The 15,522-nt window shown below is 63.3% G+C and carries 17 protein-coding genes and 1 pseudogene; all 18 read left to right on the top strand.

The genetic code is table 11. From position 1 onward, the window contains the following. Positions 1-62: 62 nt before the first annotated feature. Positions 63-1,457: a DNA repair protein RadA gene (gene radA / locus AC6H4Z_RS13200; RefSeq protein ID WP_497542431.1), complete on the top strand. Its 1,395-nt coding sequence runs from the start codon at positions 63-65 to the stop codon at positions 1,455-1,457. Further along, positions 1,454-2,164 (top strand): 2-C-methyl-D-erythritol 4-phosphate cytidylyltransferase, encoded by a 711-nt coding sequence (ispD, locus tag AC6H4Z_RS13205; RefSeq protein ID WP_497542432.1) that lies wholly within the window; start codon positions 1,454-1,456, stop codon positions 2,162-2,164. The genes radA and ispD overlap by 4 nt, the downstream gene beginning before the upstream one ends. After that, positions 2,161-2,832 (top strand): L-threonylcarbamoyladenylate synthase, encoded by a 672-nt coding sequence (locus AC6H4Z_RS13210; RefSeq protein ID WP_497542433.1) that lies wholly within the window; start codon positions 2,161-2,163, stop codon positions 2,830-2,832. The genes ispD and AC6H4Z_RS13210 overlap by 4 nt, the downstream gene beginning before the upstream one ends. A gap of 4 nt (positions 2,833-2,836) precedes the next feature. Next, on the top strand, positions 2,837-3,307 hold the full coding sequence (locus AC6H4Z_RS13215) for a low molecular weight protein arginine phosphatase (protein WP_497542434.1): 471 nt from the start codon (positions 2,837-2,839) through the stop codon (positions 3,305-3,307). Beyond that, entirely contained in the window at positions 3,307-4,122 is an 816-nt protein-coding gene (locus tag AC6H4Z_RS13220; RefSeq protein WP_497542435.1) for a shikimate dehydrogenase family protein, read from the top strand. The genes AC6H4Z_RS13215 and AC6H4Z_RS13220 overlap by 1 nt, the downstream gene beginning before the upstream one ends. Continuing rightward, positions 4,059-4,898, top strand: a pseudogene (locus AC6H4Z_RS13225) (ComF family protein); the annotation flags it as partial. The gene AC6H4Z_RS13220 and the pseudogene AC6H4Z_RS13225, both read left to right, overlap by 64 nt. Positions 4,899-4,944: 46 nt before the next feature. Continuing rightward, the gene (gap, locus tag AC6H4Z_RS13230; protein ID WP_497542436.1) at positions 4,945-5,955 is read left to right on the top strand and encodes a type I glyceraldehyde-3-phosphate dehydrogenase; all 1,011 of its coding nucleotides are present in this window, start codon (positions 4,945-4,947) and stop codon (positions 5,953-5,955) included. Between the two features lie 82 nt (positions 5,956-6,037). Further along, on the top strand, positions 6,038-7,234 hold the full coding sequence (locus AC6H4Z_RS13235) for a phosphoglycerate kinase (protein ID WP_497542437.1): 1,197 nt from the start codon (positions 6,038-6,040) through the stop codon (positions 7,232-7,234). 9 nt (positions 7,235-7,243) lie between these two features. Further along, positions 7,244-7,990, top strand: a complete 747-nt coding sequence (gene tpiA / locus AC6H4Z_RS13240; RefSeq protein WP_497542438.1) for a triose-phosphate isomerase — start codon at positions 7,244-7,246, stop codon at positions 7,988-7,990. Between the two features lie 59 nt (positions 7,991-8,049). Continuing rightward, positions 8,050-8,496: a preprotein translocase subunit SecG gene (secG, locus tag AC6H4Z_RS13245; protein ID WP_497542439.1), complete on the top strand. Its 447-nt coding sequence runs from the start codon at positions 8,050-8,052 to the stop codon at positions 8,494-8,496. A gap of 7 nt (positions 8,497-8,503) precedes the next feature. Beyond that, positions 8,504-9,625: a glutamine-hydrolyzing carbamoyl-phosphate synthase small subunit gene (gene carA, locus AC6H4Z_RS13250; protein WP_497542440.1), complete on the top strand. Its 1,122-nt coding sequence runs from the start codon at positions 8,504-8,506 to the stop codon at positions 9,623-9,625. An 87-nt stretch (positions 9,626-9,712) separates the two neighbouring features. After that, positions 9,713-10,057, top strand: a complete 345-nt coding sequence (locus AC6H4Z_RS13255) for an HU family DNA-binding protein (protein ID WP_497542441.1) — start codon at positions 9,713-9,715, stop codon at positions 10,055-10,057. A gap of 103 nt (positions 10,058-10,160) precedes the next feature. Further along, complete coding sequence (locus AC6H4Z_RS13260) at positions 10,161-10,397, top strand: MoaD/ThiS family protein (RefSeq protein ID WP_497542442.1); 237 nt, start codon at positions 10,161-10,163, stop codon at positions 10,395-10,397. Beyond that, positions 10,397-10,837: a molybdenum cofactor biosynthesis protein MoaE gene (locus AC6H4Z_RS13265; protein ID WP_497542443.1), complete on the top strand. Its 441-nt coding sequence runs from the start codon at positions 10,397-10,399 to the stop codon at positions 10,835-10,837. The genes AC6H4Z_RS13260 and AC6H4Z_RS13265 overlap by 1 nt, the downstream gene beginning before the upstream one ends. Next, positions 10,834-11,826: a GTP 3',8-cyclase MoaA gene (gene moaA / locus AC6H4Z_RS13270; protein WP_497542444.1), complete on the top strand. Its 993-nt coding sequence runs from the start codon at positions 10,834-10,836 to the stop codon at positions 11,824-11,826. The genes AC6H4Z_RS13265 and moaA overlap by 4 nt, the downstream gene beginning before the upstream one ends. Before the next feature lie 100 nt (positions 11,827-11,926). Then, a complete protein-coding gene (gene mdh / locus AC6H4Z_RS13275) occupies positions 11,927-12,856 on the top strand; it encodes a malate dehydrogenase (RefSeq protein ID WP_497542445.1) in 930 nt (309 codons plus the stop codon). A 65-nt stretch (positions 12,857-12,921) separates the two neighbouring features. Then, complete coding sequence (locus AC6H4Z_RS13280; RefSeq protein WP_497542446.1) at positions 12,922-13,602, top strand: succinate dehydrogenase cytochrome b subunit; 681 nt, start codon at positions 12,922-12,924, stop codon at positions 13,600-13,602. Then, positions 13,603-15,522, top strand: coding sequence for a fumarate reductase/succinate dehydrogenase flavoprotein subunit (locus tag AC6H4Z_RS13285; protein ID WP_497542447.1), 1,920 nt, complete (start codon positions 13,603-13,605; stop codon positions 15,520-15,522).

The raw sequence follows: 15,522 nt of genomic DNA on the forward strand, positions 1-15,522 counted from the left end.
TCGATCACGTGCGGGGCGATTCGATGTCGCTGAATCGGCAAGTGCAGCGTTAGCTTACGTCGATGGCGAAAACCAAGACCGCCTATCGCTGCACCGAGTGCGGCGCCGAGCACACGAAGTGGCAGGGCCGCTGCGACACGTGCGGCGAGTGGAACACGCTCGTCGAGGAAACGGTCGCGCCCAAACTCGTGTCGGCGAGCGCCGCTGGGCGACGGATGGGCGGCGCCCGAACACTCGCGGAGGGCGGGAACGTTGCGCTCACGCCAAAGCTGCGTGACGTCGTTGGCTCGAGCGCCAAGCGCTGGGCCACCGGCATCGACGAATTCGATTTCGTGCTCGGCGGCGGCATCGTCCCGGGCTCCATGATCCTCGTTGGCGGTGAGCCGGGCATCGGAAAATCGACGCTGCTCCTGCAGGTTGCGGCGCGCCTCGAGCAGGCGGGGCACGCAACGCTGTACTCGTCTGGCGAAGAATCGGCGCTGCAGGTAAAGCTGCGCGCGGAGCGATTGAGCGACGCCGCCGGCGACGTATCGCTGCTGAGTGAGACGAACCTCGAGACAATTCTCACGACGTCGAGCGCCGTCACGCCGGATGTGCTGATCGTCGATTCGATTCAGACAATCTTTACGGCCGATCTCGAAGGCGCTCCCGGAAACGTTGGCCAGGTGCGTGAGTGTGCCGCGCGGTTGATGCGCTACGCCAAGGAGAGCGGCACGACCGTGTTCGTCGTCGGTCACGTGACCAAGGGCGGAGGTATTGCTGGTCCCAAGACGCTCGAGCACATCGTTGACACAGTGCTGTACTTCGAAGGTGAGAGTACGCTCGACCATCGCGTCCTGCGCGCAACGAAGAACCGCTTCGGGAGCGTCGACGAGATCGGCGTGTTCAGAATGTCCGAGCAGGGACTCGAGCCGGTCGCCAATCCGTCCGAGCTGTTCATGGGTGACCGCGCGACGCACGCGTCAGGCAGCGCAGTCACCGCGCTGCTCGAAGGAACTCGACCATTGCTCGTCGAGATTCAGGCTCTCGCAGCAAAAGCCGGGTTTGGAACACCGCAGCGCGTGGCCACCGGCTTCGACGGCCGACGACTCGCGCTGTTGCTTGCGGTGCTCGACAAACGCGCAGGACTTTCGTTCGCGCAGCTCGACGTATTTCTCAACGTCGTCGGCGGCATGCAACTGCAGGAACCAGCGGGTGATCTCGCCGTCGCGGCAGCGTTGGCGTCGAGCGTGTACGACGTCGCGCTTCCCGCCAATGCCATCTTCATCGGCGAACTTGGACTCGGCGGCGAAGTGCGCACTGTGTCGCAGGTCGAACGACGCATCGCCGAGGCGGCAAACATGGGCCTCGAGCGTGTGTATCTCGCGGCGCGCGGCGTTCCGAAGCGTGCGTCGCGCGACGTCGAGCTCGTCGGTGTGGCCACCATTCAAGAACTCTTACGACGGCTGTTCACATGAACGAGTCGCCGCGACCGGTTCGTCGCGACGTTGGCGTCGTCATCGTCGCGGGTGGGAGTAGCACGCGAACTGGCGGAACCGAGCTGAAACAGTTTCGCTGGGTCGCGGGAAAACCTGCGCTGCTGCACAGCCTGCAGACATTCATGGCCCGGCCCGACGTGGTCTCGGTGGTGGTCGTGTTGCCACAGGCGTATGCGGCCGACCCGCCGCCCTGGATCTTTCAGTGCGACATCGAGCGATTGATGGTATCCACGGGTGGTCGGACACGTACCGAGTCGGTGCGCAACGGCCTCGAGGATTTGCCGGACGAGGCGAGCATCGTGCTCGTGCATGACGGCGCGCGACCGTTGGTTGGCGACGAGACGATTGATCGCGTCGTAGCGTCGGTCCGCGAAGGCCATTGCGCCATCGCGGCGCTACCGGTCGTTGACACGCTCAAGGAAGTCGACGAGTCCGGTCTGATCGTGCGAACGATCGAGCGAGAGCGGCTGTGGCGCGCTCAAACCCCGCAAGGCTTTCCGCGCGACGTCATCGTCCGCGTGCATCGCGACGCGAAGAACGATCGCGTGACAGCAACTGACGATGCGGCGCTCTGTGAGCGACTCGGAATTCCAGTCAAAGTCGTACGCGGCAGCGAGCGAGCGATGAAGATCACGGAGGAGGGCGACTTTGCGCGCGGAGAAGCGCTGTTTACGCTTCCTGAATGAGAACGGACACCCTCACGATCCCGTTCTGGTCTGCTGAAGAGGTCGAAGGTGCGCTACGTCCCGCACTCGCTCACATCGAGGCGCGACGCGTTCTCGCATATCCCACCGAGACCGTCTACGGGTTTGGCGGTGGCATCGACAGCGAGTCGGTCGACGCGCTCGTCGAACTCAAAAGCCGTCCTCCGGCCAAGCCGTTTCTGTTGCTGATCGCCGGCCCTCACATGATTGAGCGGCTCAACCTCTCTGTCCCGAGCTACGCGACCAATCTGATCGCGCGACACTGGCCGGGCCCGCTCACGCTGGTGCTCTCGGGCGGCGAGCGGCGGGTGCCGGAGCGTCTCCGCGGACCCGAGGGCGGCGTAGCCGTGCGGTGGACGAGTCATCCCGGAATTTCGCGTCTCATTCGGGCGCACGGCGACGCGATCACATCCACGAGTGCGAATCGCCCGGGGGTTCCGCCGGCCAAGTCGGCCGCTGAGATTCTGGAACAGTGGGGCGACGCGGTGGCGCGCGGACGACTGCGAGTACTCGACGCCGGAATGTTGGTTCCGTCGCAGCCGTCCACCGTTCTCGACTGCACAGGACGCTTTCCGCGAGTCATACGCCCAGGCGCAATTGCCGCGAGCACGTTGCGAGAGAGCGTTCCCAATCTGATCGGAGATGCGTAAGGGCGTGAAGATCCTCTTCGTGTGCACCGGAAATACCTGCCGTAGTCCGCTGGCCGAGGCGATCGCTCGAAAGATCGCGATCGAGCGCGGACTGACCGACGTCGAGGCAATCAGCGCGGGAACGAGTGCGCACGACGGCTCTCCGGCCAGCGACGGCTCGCTACTCGTTGGGATGGAGCGCAACATGGACCTCAGCCTCCATCGTGCGCAGACTCTGACTCGCGATCTCGTTCGCGAGTCGGATCTGATTCTCGCGATGGGGCCACATCATCTCGAGCGAATCGAAGCACTCGGCGGAGCAGGGCGCGCGTTTCTGCTCTCGGACTATGCGTCGCGCGGCGCTTCGTTGCGGGCGATCAGCGATCCGATCGGCATGGAGCTCGATGTGTATCGCGCTACCGCAGACGAGCTCGAGGAGGAGATTCGTCGCGTCGTCGACCGCATCACGGCGGAGCGCGGCACGGGAGCAGCCTGATGCACCAGCCGGGACGGCTGGTGTTGCTCGGGCACCCAGTGGGTCATTCGCTGTCGCCGACCTTCCAGAACGCGGCGCTACGCGTGGCAGGCATTCCAATTCGCTACGAAGCGGTAGACGTCGACGGCGCCGACTTCGAGCGAACCGTCAGTCAGCTTCGCGCTGAGGGCACGTGGGGAAACGTGACCGTGCCCTACAAGGAGCGAATGCGCGATGCGTGTGACGCCCTGACGCCGCTCGCCGAGCGCGTGGGTGCGGTCAACACCTTCTGGCTCGACGAGTACGGGCGTCTCGTGGGCGACAACACGGACGTCGGAGGTTTCAGCACAGCGGTTGAAACGCTCCTCGGCGCCGCGCCGCGCGATCTCACCGTCGGCGTGATCGGCGCGGGCGGTTCTGCTGCTGGCGTCCTCGCGGCAATCGAAGCGTGGCCGGGGTGTTGGGCGCACGTCTACAATCGCACGCCGGAGCGTGCACAGCTGCTCTGTGAGCGATTTAGCGCCATCGCGGAACCGGTCGATGACATCGGAGCGATCGCGGGCGCGCAACTTATCGTGAACGCAACGTCGATTGGCCTTCGCGATGAGAGTTTTCCTATGGATCCAGAAATGATTGCGCCAGAAAGCGCGGCCATCGACCTCGTGTATCGGCGCGGGGAAACGGCGTGGGTGCGTGCCGTGCGTCGAGGCGGACGGCGTGCCACCGACGGCATCGTGATGCTGGTCGAGCAGGGCGCGTTGGCCTTCGAGCGATGGTTCGGCGTTGCACCCGATCGCACGGCCATGTGGGAGGCGATCAGCGCCATCGGCGCGTGATCGCGAGCGCCACCAGCGCGCGCTGGCTCCAAGCCACACGCGAATATGCGACTCGCTTCGCTCCATTCGCACGTCGAAACGGAGCCGCCGCACTCGATCTTCTCCTTCCGCGCAGTTGCGTCGTGTGTGAGCGGTTGCTCGACCCCGGCGAGCACGAAATGGCGTGCGGGCGATGCTGGGCTCGGTTGCCGTTGCTTCCCGCGCCGCGGTGCGATCGGTGTGGACATCCCACCAGCGGCCACGTTTGTCGATGGTGCGAACTATTGCCGCCCTATATTCGAGCCGCGCGTAGCGTGTGTTGGGCGACAGACGGAATCGGACTCGGAATCGTCCACGCGCTCAAGTACCAAGGATGGCATCGCGTTGCACGAGACATGGGAGTCCGTATGTCTCGACTCGATTGGCCCGCCGACGTCGTCGAGGAGCGCGCGGCGCTTGTTCCCGTTCCGTTGTCGGCAAAGCGCGAACGACAGCGCGGCTACAATCAGAGCGAACGTTTGTCGCGCGAACTGGCAAACCGGTGGCAGCTGCCTATTTGGACGGATGTGCTGACGCGAACGCGACATACCGAGACACAAACGCGGTTGACACCAGGGGACAGACTCCGCAACGTTTCGGGCGCGTTTCTGGCGCGTCCTACACCGCAGAACGCACTTCGCGGCCGTCATATCATTCTGGTGGATGATGTCGTGACGACTGCCGCCACTTTGAACGCGTGCGCTGCCGCGCTCTGCGATGGCGGTGCACGCATTGTTAGTTTTGTGACCTTCGGCGGGCGCCCGCACTCGGCGACCGGTGGTAACGACAAGGAGACCGACAGGAATGGGAATTCGGGTTGGAATCAACGGGTTCGGCCGCATCGGACGTCAGGTCCTGCGCGCGGCCAAGCAGCAGGGCGTGGCGGATATCGACTTCGTTGCAGTCAACGACCTGACCGACACGAAGACGCTCGCGCACCTCTTCAAGTACGACTCGGTGCATCGCACCTATCAGGGCGACGTCGAAGCCGGCGCGAATTCGATCACCGTCGACGGCGACGAGATTAAAATCTTCGCTGAGAAGGATCCGGCGGCGCTGCCGTGGAAAGACCTCGGCGTAGATATCGTGCTCGAGTCGACCGGCCGATTCACAAACGCTGATCAAGCCAAGAAGCACATCGACGGCGGCGCGAAGAAGGTCATCATCTCGGCGCCGGCAAAGGGCGAAGACCTGACGATCGTGCTCGGCGTCAACGAGACCAAGTACGATTCGGCAAAGCACACGATCATCTCGAACGCATCGTGCACGACAAACTGTCTCGTGCCGATGGTGAAGGTCATACGCGACAACTTCGGCTTCGTGCGTGGATCGATGGTGACGATTCACAGCTACACCAACGATCAGAACGTGCTCGATCTGCCGCACAAGGATCTGCGCCGCGCGCGCGCGGCCGGCCTGTCGATGATCCCGACGACGACGGGCGCCGCAAAGGCGACGTCGCTCGTGATTCCCGAGCTCAAGGGCAAGATCGACGGCATCTCCATTCGCGTCCCAACGCCGGACGTGTCACTGACCGATCTCGCTGTGGTGGTCGACAAGGCGGTGACGGCCGAGCAGATCAATGCAGCGTTCAAGGCGGCTGCTGACGGCCCGATGAACGGCATTCTCGCCTACAGCGACGACGAGCTCGTTTCGTCGGACTACATCGGCAACCCGCACTCCTGCATCATCGACGCAAAGAGCACCAACGTCGTTGACGGTTTGCTCATCAAGGTGTCGGGCTGGTACGACAACGAATGGGGCTACGCGTCACGCTGCGTCGATCTGCTTCGCTACGTCGGCGCACGACTGTAACTGACAGGGCAAAGGGTGAAGGGTGAAGGGTCGCGAACGTCGATCCTCACCCTTCACCCTTTTCACCTTTACCCTGACTTTGATGCAAAAGAAGACCATCGCCGACCTGTCGGACGAGACCGTTCGCGGAAAGCGGGCGCTCGTCCGGGTCGATTTCAACGTACCGCTCGAGAAGGGGATCGTTGGCGACGATACGCGCATTCGCGCGGCCTTGCCGACTATCAGGGCGCTGCTCGACCGCGGCGCGCGTGTCGTGCTGCTGTCGCATCTGGGACGCCCCAAGGGAAAGCCTGAGCAGAAATACACGCTCGAGCCCGTCGCACGTCGATTGGCTGAGCTGCTCGAGGGGCAGGAGATTTGTTTCGTCGAGAGCACGGATACCGACGAGGCCATCAAGGCGACGCACGATCCGGCCAACCACGTCGTGCTCCTCGAGAACACCCGCTTTCTCGGCGGTGAAGAGAGCAACGAGGAGCGTCTATCGCGCGGCCTCGCGCTGCTCGGAGACTTCTACGTGAACGACGCGTTCGGCTCGGCGCATCGGGCTCATGCGTCGACTGAAGGAGTTGCGCGGTGTCTATCACCAGCCGTCGCTGGCCTGCTCATGGAAAAGGAGCTCGACTACCTCGGCGGCGCGTTAGAGAATCCTCAGCGACCGTTCGTCGCGATTCTCGGCGGCGCGAAGATTTCGGGCAAGATCGACGTCATCGAGCAGTTGCTGCCGAAAGTGGATCGCCTGATCATCGGTGGTGCGATGGCATGCACGTTCTTCAAGGCGATGGGCTTGGAGACGGGCAAGTCGCTCGTCGAGGCCGATCGCGTCGACATGGCGAAGGAGCTGCTCAAGCGCGCTGGCGACAAGATTCAGCTGCCGACGGACGCACTCGTAGGGTCGGCGCTCGACGCGCCCGACACTGCACACGCCGTTGCGCGCGACGCCATTCCGGCGAACGAGGCGATGTTCGATGTCGGGCCGGCCTCCGCGGCAGAGTTCGCGAAGACCATCGAGAACGCCAAGACCGTCGTGTGGAACGGCCCGATGGGCGTGTTCGAAACCAAGCCGTTTGATGCCGGCACGCGAGCGGTGGCCGACGCGCTGGCGCGGGCAACGAAGGCCGGCGCTACGACGATCGTCGGCGGCGGCGACTCTGCGGCTGCCGTTGCAGAATTTGGCCTCGAGGCCGAGATGAGTCACGTGTCGACCGGCGGGGGAGCGTCGCTCGAATTCCTCGAGGGAAAAGAGCTTCCCGGTGTTGCCGCTCTCGACGACCGAGCCTAACACAACCCAATGCAACGACCCGTCTTCGCGGCAAACTGGAAGATGAATCTCGGGCCTTCGGAGGCCCGAGCGTACATGGCATCGTTTGCCGCGCGGACGACTCCGCGGACGAACCGCACGATCATCTTTTTTCCGCCGGCGATCTCGGTGACGTCGGTCGTGCACGCACTCGGCGCGCGGAAGGATCTCTGCGTCGGCATGCAGAACATTTCTCCCGAAGACAAAGGCGCGTTCACGGGTGAGACGTCTGCGCCAATGGCGCGAGATGCTGGAGCGCGATACGTCCTCGTTGGGCATTCCGAGCGGCGACACGTCTTTGGCGAGACAGACCAAGAGACGGCGAAGAAGTGCGCCGCCGCCGTGCGAAATCGTTTGACCCCGATCCTGTGCGTCGGTGAACTCCTCGAGCAGCGCGAATCAGGGGCGACGAACGAGGTGGTGCTTCGCCAACTGCGCGCAGGCCTTGGCGAACTAACGCCGAGCGTCGTTGCGTCGATGGCGATTGCCTACGAGCCAGTGTGGGCGATCGGGACTGGAAAAACGGCGACGCCAGCGGACGCGTCCGCCGTACACGCGGAGATTCGAAGCTTTCTCGCCGACAAGTTTCCGGGCGCGGAGCAGATTCCGATTCTTTACGGCGGAAGCGTGAATGCCGGGAACGCAAAATCGCTGTTGGCGGCGGAGGGCGTGGACGGATTGCTCGTGGGCGGCGCGAGTCTGGACGTGGAAGGATGGGCGTCGATCTGCGACACTTGACTGGATCCTCTAAGTGTCGTGATATTTAAGGCTTACATACGCCCACCTGAGTCGCCGAAATGCTGTACACCTTTCTGCTCGTCCTTCTCATCATCGACAGCCTCGTGCTGATCGTCGCGGTACTTCTCCAGTCCGGACAGGGCGGGGGAATGGCAGCGTCGTTCGGCGGCGTTAGCAGCTCCGCGAGTTCGTTTCTCGGCACGCGTCAGACCGGCAACCTGCTCACCAAGGCAAGCTGGTGGTGCGGCGGACTCTTCCTCGGACTGTCCTTCCTGCTCGCGCTCGCGTCAACGCGCAGCCGCGCGCCAAAGTCGGTTCTCGATCAGACGTTCTCGCCAGCACCGGTGAGCGCCCCGGCCAACGCCGCTCCGGCGAGCCCGAACCAGGCCATTCCGCTGTCGCCGGCGACACCTGCGCCTGCGACCACGGCACCTGCGACGGCGGCTCCAAAGACCGAAACCAAGCCGGCGCCCGCTACCACGACTCCGCCAACCAAGAAGCCATAGGGCAAGCGTGACCTCTCGTCGCGGAAATCCAGGGTTCCTCCTCCTCGAGGATGGGGCCCTTTTTCGTGGAAGATTGTTTGGTCGGAACACGCCGACCGTAGCCGAGGTCGTGTTCACCACGAACATGAGCGGCTACCAGGAAGTCTTCACCGACCCGTCGTACCGTGGACAGACCGTGGTGATGACCGCGCCGATGCTCGGCAACTACGGCGTGAACACATCAGATCCCGAGTCGTCTCAGCCACAGGTCGCTGGCGTCATCGCCCGCGAGCTGTCGCGCAGCTATTCGAATTGGCGAGCCGAAGGCTCACTGCTCGATTGGTTCGAATCGGCTCAAGTACCGGCTCTCGAAGAAGTTGATACGCGGCGTCTCACTCGCCACCTGAGAACCGTCGGCGTATTGCGCGGCGTGATCGCTGGCGGCACCGAACCGACGCGTGAAGTGCTTGCCGCGCTCGACGCATGCCCGTCGATGGAAGGATTGGATCTCGCGACGGTTGTCTCGACGCCTGAGCGGTATTCGTGGGGCAACCCACGCGCGCCGTTTCACATCGTGGCGTACGACTACGGCATCAAGCGCAACATTCTCCGGCTCTTTGCCGATCACGAGTGCCGCGTGACCGTGGTTCCCGCGGAGACCACCGCCGAGGAGACGCTCGCGCTAGAGCCGAACGGCGTGTTTCTCTCGAACGGCCCGGGCGATCCGGCCGCCGTGACCTACGCGCCTGAAACGGTTCGCACGATCGCCGACAAAGGCGTGCCGATTTTCGGTATCTGCCTGGGGCACCAGATCTTGGGCCTCACGTACGGCGCGAACACGATCAAAATGGCCTACGGGCATCGCGGCGGAAATCATCCGGTGAAGGAGCTGTCGACGGGACGCGTGTTGATCACGTCGCAGAATCACGGATTCGCCGTCGAAGGAGCAGAGGAGTCGATTCCTGGCGCGCCCGAGCTGCAGGTCACGCACGTGAACCTCAACGACGGCACCGTGGAAGGGCTCAAGCATCGCGAAAAAGCAATCTTCGCGGTGCAGTACCATCCCGAGGCTGCCCCAGGGCCGCACGACGCTCGCCCGTTGTTCAACGAATTTCTGGAAACGGTCCGCTCGCACGCTGCCAAGAAGTGACTCAAACTCTTGACACGTAAGAGTTAACGTCGCTAAGTTCGGTATGCGACCCCCACTTTTCGGGCGCCTGAACACGAGGCATTTCGGATGACCAAAGCTGACCTGGTCGAGCGAGTCACAACCCAGATTTCGCGCACCGCTGGGCCGATGATCTCCAAGAAAGACTGCGCTCGCGTCGTCGACGCCTTCCTCGAGTCGATCAAGGAAGCGTTGCAGGGCCAAAAAAACATCGAAGTGCGCGGCTTCGGCACCTTCAAGATCCGACATCGCAAGACGCGGATGGCGCGCAACCCACGGACGGGTTCGCCAGTGGAAGTTTCCGCGCGCCCGGTGCCGGTCTTCAAGCCGTCCAAAGAGCTGCGCGCCATGGTTGCCGGCCTCGACATCTCAGAGCTCGAGGATGATGACGTCGAGGAAATGACCGAGGCATAAGCACTTCGGTCCTCTGCTTTCACAAACGGCTCGATGCGTCTACGCGTCGAGCCGTTGTCGTCTTCCATCCGGCGCGCGAGAGGGGTACATCTTCGACATGACGGTGACGGTTCTCCTTTTTGCCTCGTACGCTGACGCGCTCGGAATGAAATCGATGTCGCTGGACGTAACGCCCGAGTTCACGGTGCGCGACGTCGTCAGCTACGTGCGCGCCCTGCCTGGTGCAAGCCGATTACCGTCGCAACCACTTGTCGCGGTGAACGAAGCCTACGCAAAGGCGGATCGAGTCCTTCGCGCCGGCGACGAGGTCGCAATCATTCCTCCAGTCGCCGGCGGCTGATGCGAACGGCTCTCGTCGATGCTCCGATCGATGTCGCGGCGATTGCGGCCGAAGTTGGGCGCGTCGCGAATGGAGCGACGCTGCTCTTCGTCGGAACGGTCCGCGACATCAACGATGGCCGGCCGGTCTCTGGAATGGAGTACAGCGCCTATCGATCGATGGCGGAGCGTGAGCTCGCGGCGATCGCTGGCGAAGCCAGCGTCGAGTTCGGCACCGACGACATCGTGATCGAGCACCGACTCGGCGTGCTCGCACTTGGTGAAGCGAGCGTCGTCATCGCCATCGCGCATCCGCACCGCGCGCCAGCGTACGACGCGAGTCGTTTCGTGATCGAGCAACTCAAACAGCGCGTTCCGATCTGGAAGCTCGAGCAGTACGTCGACGGCACGCGTGAATGGGTCGGGGCGGGAAGTATCGCCGGCGAGAGCCAGCCGCGATGATTTCTCCCCCGCGTCCCGCGACGGACCAATTCGGCCGGAGCATCGAGTATCTGCGCATCTCGGTCACGGATCGCTGCAACTTCCGTTGCGTGTACTGCATGCCCGAATCTGGCATGTCGTGGCTACCCAAGGCCGAGATCCTCTCGTACGAGGAGATCACGGAGATCGTTCGACAGCTCGCGCCGCTCGGGCTGCGTCGCCTGCGCATTACCGGCGGCGAGCCAACGATCCGGCCGCAGATTCACGAACTGATTCGAATGTTGCGGTCCGTTCCGCACATCGAAGACATCGCGATCTCGACCAACGGCGTTCGCCTGCCAGAGATTGGCTCGCTGTTGCGCGAAGCCGGCCTGGACCGCGTGAACATGAGCGTCGACAGCCTGCGCCAAGATCGCATCGTGAAGATCGCGCGGCGCGATCTCGGCTTCGATCCGGTGCGTTCGGCGCTCGCCGCGGAAGACGCTGGCCTCGATCCGATCAAGCTGAACATGGTCGTCATGCGCGGCGTGAACGACGACGAGGTCGAGGCCATGGCGCGGTTGACGATCGATCATCCATGGCACGTGCGGTTCATCGAGTTGATGCCGGTGGGCGATCTCCGCGAGCTCACGTGGGAGCATGTCGTGCCGAGCGACGAGATCCTCGCACGCCTGCGCACGATTGCGCCGCTCGTTGCAGCCGCCGCACCTGCCAAGAGCAACGGCCCAGCCGCGTACTACCGCTGGGAGGGCGCGCGTGGAAGCATTGGGGTCATCACGCCGATGACCCACACGTATTGCGAGTCCTGCAACCGTGTGCGGCTTACAGCCACGGGGCGACTGCGCACGTGCCTATTCGGCGATCACGAAGTGGATCTCCGGACGCCGCTCCGCAACGGCGAGCCGCTCGAAGCGCTGTTCTACGACGCGCTCGCGAACAAGCCGAAGGAGCACGAACTACTGCAGATGAAAATCGGCGGTTTGCGGGCGCTGTCCCAGGTCGGCGGCTAGCGACACGTTTCGTTGCACGCAATGGCGTGCGCAACCGTTTTCCCAGTCGTCTGGTCCAATTAAGTTTCGCTTCGAACCTCACCTTCCAAGCGAAACACTCATGGTCAACAAGATTACGGTCGTCGGCGCTGGCAACGTCGGCGCGACGACCGCGCAGCGTGTGGCCGAGAAGGAACTGGCCCGCACCGTCGTGGTCGTCGATGTCGTCGAAGGCATTCCCCAGGGAAAGGGCCTCGATCAGTGGCAGTCGGCGCCAATTGAAGGATTCGATTCGCGTATCATCGGCACGAACGGCTACGACGAAACGGCCGGCTCCGATATCGTGATCATCACCGCCGGCATCGCTCGCAAGCCGGGCATGTCGCGCGACGACTTACTCAACACGAACGCCGGCATCGTGAAGTCGGTGGGTGAGCAGATCAAGAAGACGTCGCCGAATGCGATCGTCATCGTCGTCTCGAACCCACTCGACGTCATGTGCTACGTCGCCAAGGAAGCCACGGGCTTCCCGCGCGAGCGCGTGCTCGGCATGGCGGGCGTGCTCGACACCGCACGCTATCGCGGCTTCCTCGCCGAAGCGCTCGACGTTTCGGTGCGCGACATCCAGGCGATGGTGCTCGGCGGCCACGGCGACACGATGGTTCCGCTGATCTCGTACACGAGCGTGAGCGGCATTCCGGTCACGCAGCTCATGGCGAAGGACAAGCTCGACGCGATCGTCGATCGCACGCGCAACGGTGGCGCCGAGATCGTGAAGCACCTCAAGACCGGCTCGGCGTACTACGCGCCGTCGGCGGGCGCAGTGCAGATGGCCGAAGCGATCGTCAACGATCAGCGCCGCATCCTCCCGTGCGCCGCGTGGCTGCAGGGCGAGTACGGCATGAAGGATCTGTTCCTCGGCGTACCGTGCAAGCTTGGCAAGAACGGTCTCGAGAAGGTGATTGAAGTCGAGCTCACGGCCGACGAACGCGCTGCGCTTGAAAAGAGTGCAGAGGCCGTTCGCGAGCCGATGCGCGCGATCAAACTGTAGGGAGATCTGAGGTCACGGGTCCGAGGCCGTTGGCGCCTCGGGCCTACCTCCTCAGAGCTGCGTTCATGTTTCTCCTGTCGTTCTACCGATCGACGATCGGTAAGAAAATCATCATGGCGGTCACGGGGCTGATCGGCGTCGGCTTCGTCATCCTCCACATGGCTGGAAACCTTCAGGTTTTCATCGGCCAGGCCAAGATCAATTCGTACGGTGCCATGTTGCACGGGCCGCTCGCTGAGCTGACCTGGCTACTGCGAATTGTGCTGATCGTTGCGGTCGTCTTGCACGTGACCATGGCCGTGCAGCTCACGCGAATCTCGGCCGCCGCGCGCCCGATCGGCTACCAACATCGAGAGCCGCAGGCGTCGACGCTCGCCTCGCGCACGATGAAGTGGGGCGGCTTCCTGCTGCTCGTCTTCATCGTCGTCCACATTCTGCACTTCACCACCGAACGCTTCGATCCGGGCGGATGGCGCGGCATGACCGACTCGCAGGGGAACCGCGACGTCTACGGAAACATCGTCGCGAGTTTTCGCATCTGGTGGGTGGCAGCGTTCTACATCGTTTCGATGATGGCGCTGGGACTACACCTCTTCCACGGTGCGTGGAGCTCGGTACGTACGCTCGGCTACGCTAAACCGTCGGCCAACCCGCTGCACCGTCGCGTGGCACTGGCGATTGCGGCGATCGTATGGCTCGGATTCACGCTCGTTCCCGTCGGCGTCATCGTCGGCATTGTGCGCTAAATGATTGACCTCAAGTCGAAGGTTCCGTCGGGTCCGCTCGAGCGAAAGTGGGACAAACATCGCTTCGAGATGAAGCTGGTGAATCCCGCGAACAAGCGGAAACACACCGTCATCGTGGTTGGCTCCGGTCTCGCCGGCGGCGCAGCCGCGGCGTCGCTCAGCGAGCTTGGCTACAACGTCAAGTGCTTCTGCTTCCAGGACTCTCCGCGGCGCGCGCACAGCATCGCGGCGCAGGGCGGCATCAACGCGGCGAAGAATTATCAGAACGACGGCGACAGTGTGTATCGCCTGTTCTACGACACCATCAAGGGCGGTGATTTCCGCGCCCGCGAGGCGAACGTGTATCGTCTCGCGCAGGTGAGCGTGAACATCATCGATCAGTGTGTGGCGCAGGGCGTTCCGTTTGCGCGTGAGTACGGCGGCTTGCTCGCCAATCGCTCGTTCGGCGGTGCGCAGGTATCGCGCACGTTCTACGCGCGCGGTCAGACCGGCCAACAGCTGCTGCTTGGCGCCTATCAGGCGCTCGAGAAGGAAATCGCCAAGGGGGGCGTCACGATGTATCCCCGCGACGAGATGCTCGATCTCGTGGTCGTCAACGGCCGAGCGCGGGGCATCATCAGTCGCAACATGGTCACGGGCGAGATCGAAACGCATCTCGCCGACGCAGTCATCCTGGGCACCGGCGGCTACGGCAACGTCTTCTACTTGTCGACGAACGCTAAGGGCTCGAACGTCACGGCCATCTGGCGCGCATACAAGCGAGGCGCCGCATTCGCGAATCCGTGCTTCACGCAGATTCACCCGACGTGCATTCCCGTCAGCGGCGAGCATCAGTCCAAGCTCACGCTCATGAGCGAATCGCTGCGCAACGATGGACGCGTGTGGGTGCCGAAGCGGAAGGAAGATTGCCCGAAGCCACCCGCTCAGATCGCTGAAGCAGATCGCGACTATTACCTCGAGCGAAAGTACCCGAGCTTCGGCAACCTGTCGCCGCGCGACATCGCGTCGCGCGCCGCGAAAGAAGTGTGCGACGAAGGGCGTGGCGTTGGACCCGGCGGCCGCGGCGTGTATCTCGATTTCGGCGACGCTATCCGCCGACTCGGCCAGGACAAGATCGCCGAGCGGTACGGCAATCTCTTCGAGATGTATCAGCGCATCACGGACGAGAATCCGTACGAAGTCCCGATGCGCATCTATCCGGCGGTGCACTACACGATGGGTGGGTTGTGGGTGGACTACAACCTCATGAGCACCATCCCGGGGCTGCACGTGATCGGCGAAGCGAATTTCTCCGATCACGGCGCGAATCGTCTTGGTGCCAGCGCACTCATGCAGGGATTGGCCGACGGCTATTTCATCGTTCCGCTCACGATCGGCGACTATCTCGGCTCGAATAAGCTCGAGCCGATCACGGCAGACAATCCCGCCGTGAGAGCGACCGAAGCCGCGGTGCGCGAGCGGACCGAGAAGCTTTTGGCGGTGAAGGGAACGCGAACGGTTGCGTCGTTCCACCGTGAGTTGGGACGCACGATGTGGGAATACTGCGGCATGGCGCGCACGGCCGAAGGACTCAAGAAGGCCCTGGAGATCATTCCACGTCTCAAAGCAGAGTTCTGGAAAGACGTTCGCATTCCTGGCACGGGCGCCGAGCTGAATCAGTCGCTCGAGCACGCTGGGCGCGTCGCCGATTTCTTCGAACTCGCCGAGTTGATGTGCCTCGACGCGCTACATCGTGAGGAGTCGTGCGGGGGGCATTTCCGCGTCGAGCATCAGACGCCCGACGGTGAGGCGCTGCGCGACGACGAGCATTTCACGTACGCCGCCGCGTGGGAGTTCGCGGGAGAGGGCAAGGCGCCGGTGTTGAACAAGGAGCCGCTCGTGTTCGAGAACGTCGCGCTGTCCCAGCGCTCGTACAAATAG

It is taken from the genome of Leucogemmata humicola, from assembly GCF_055379415.1.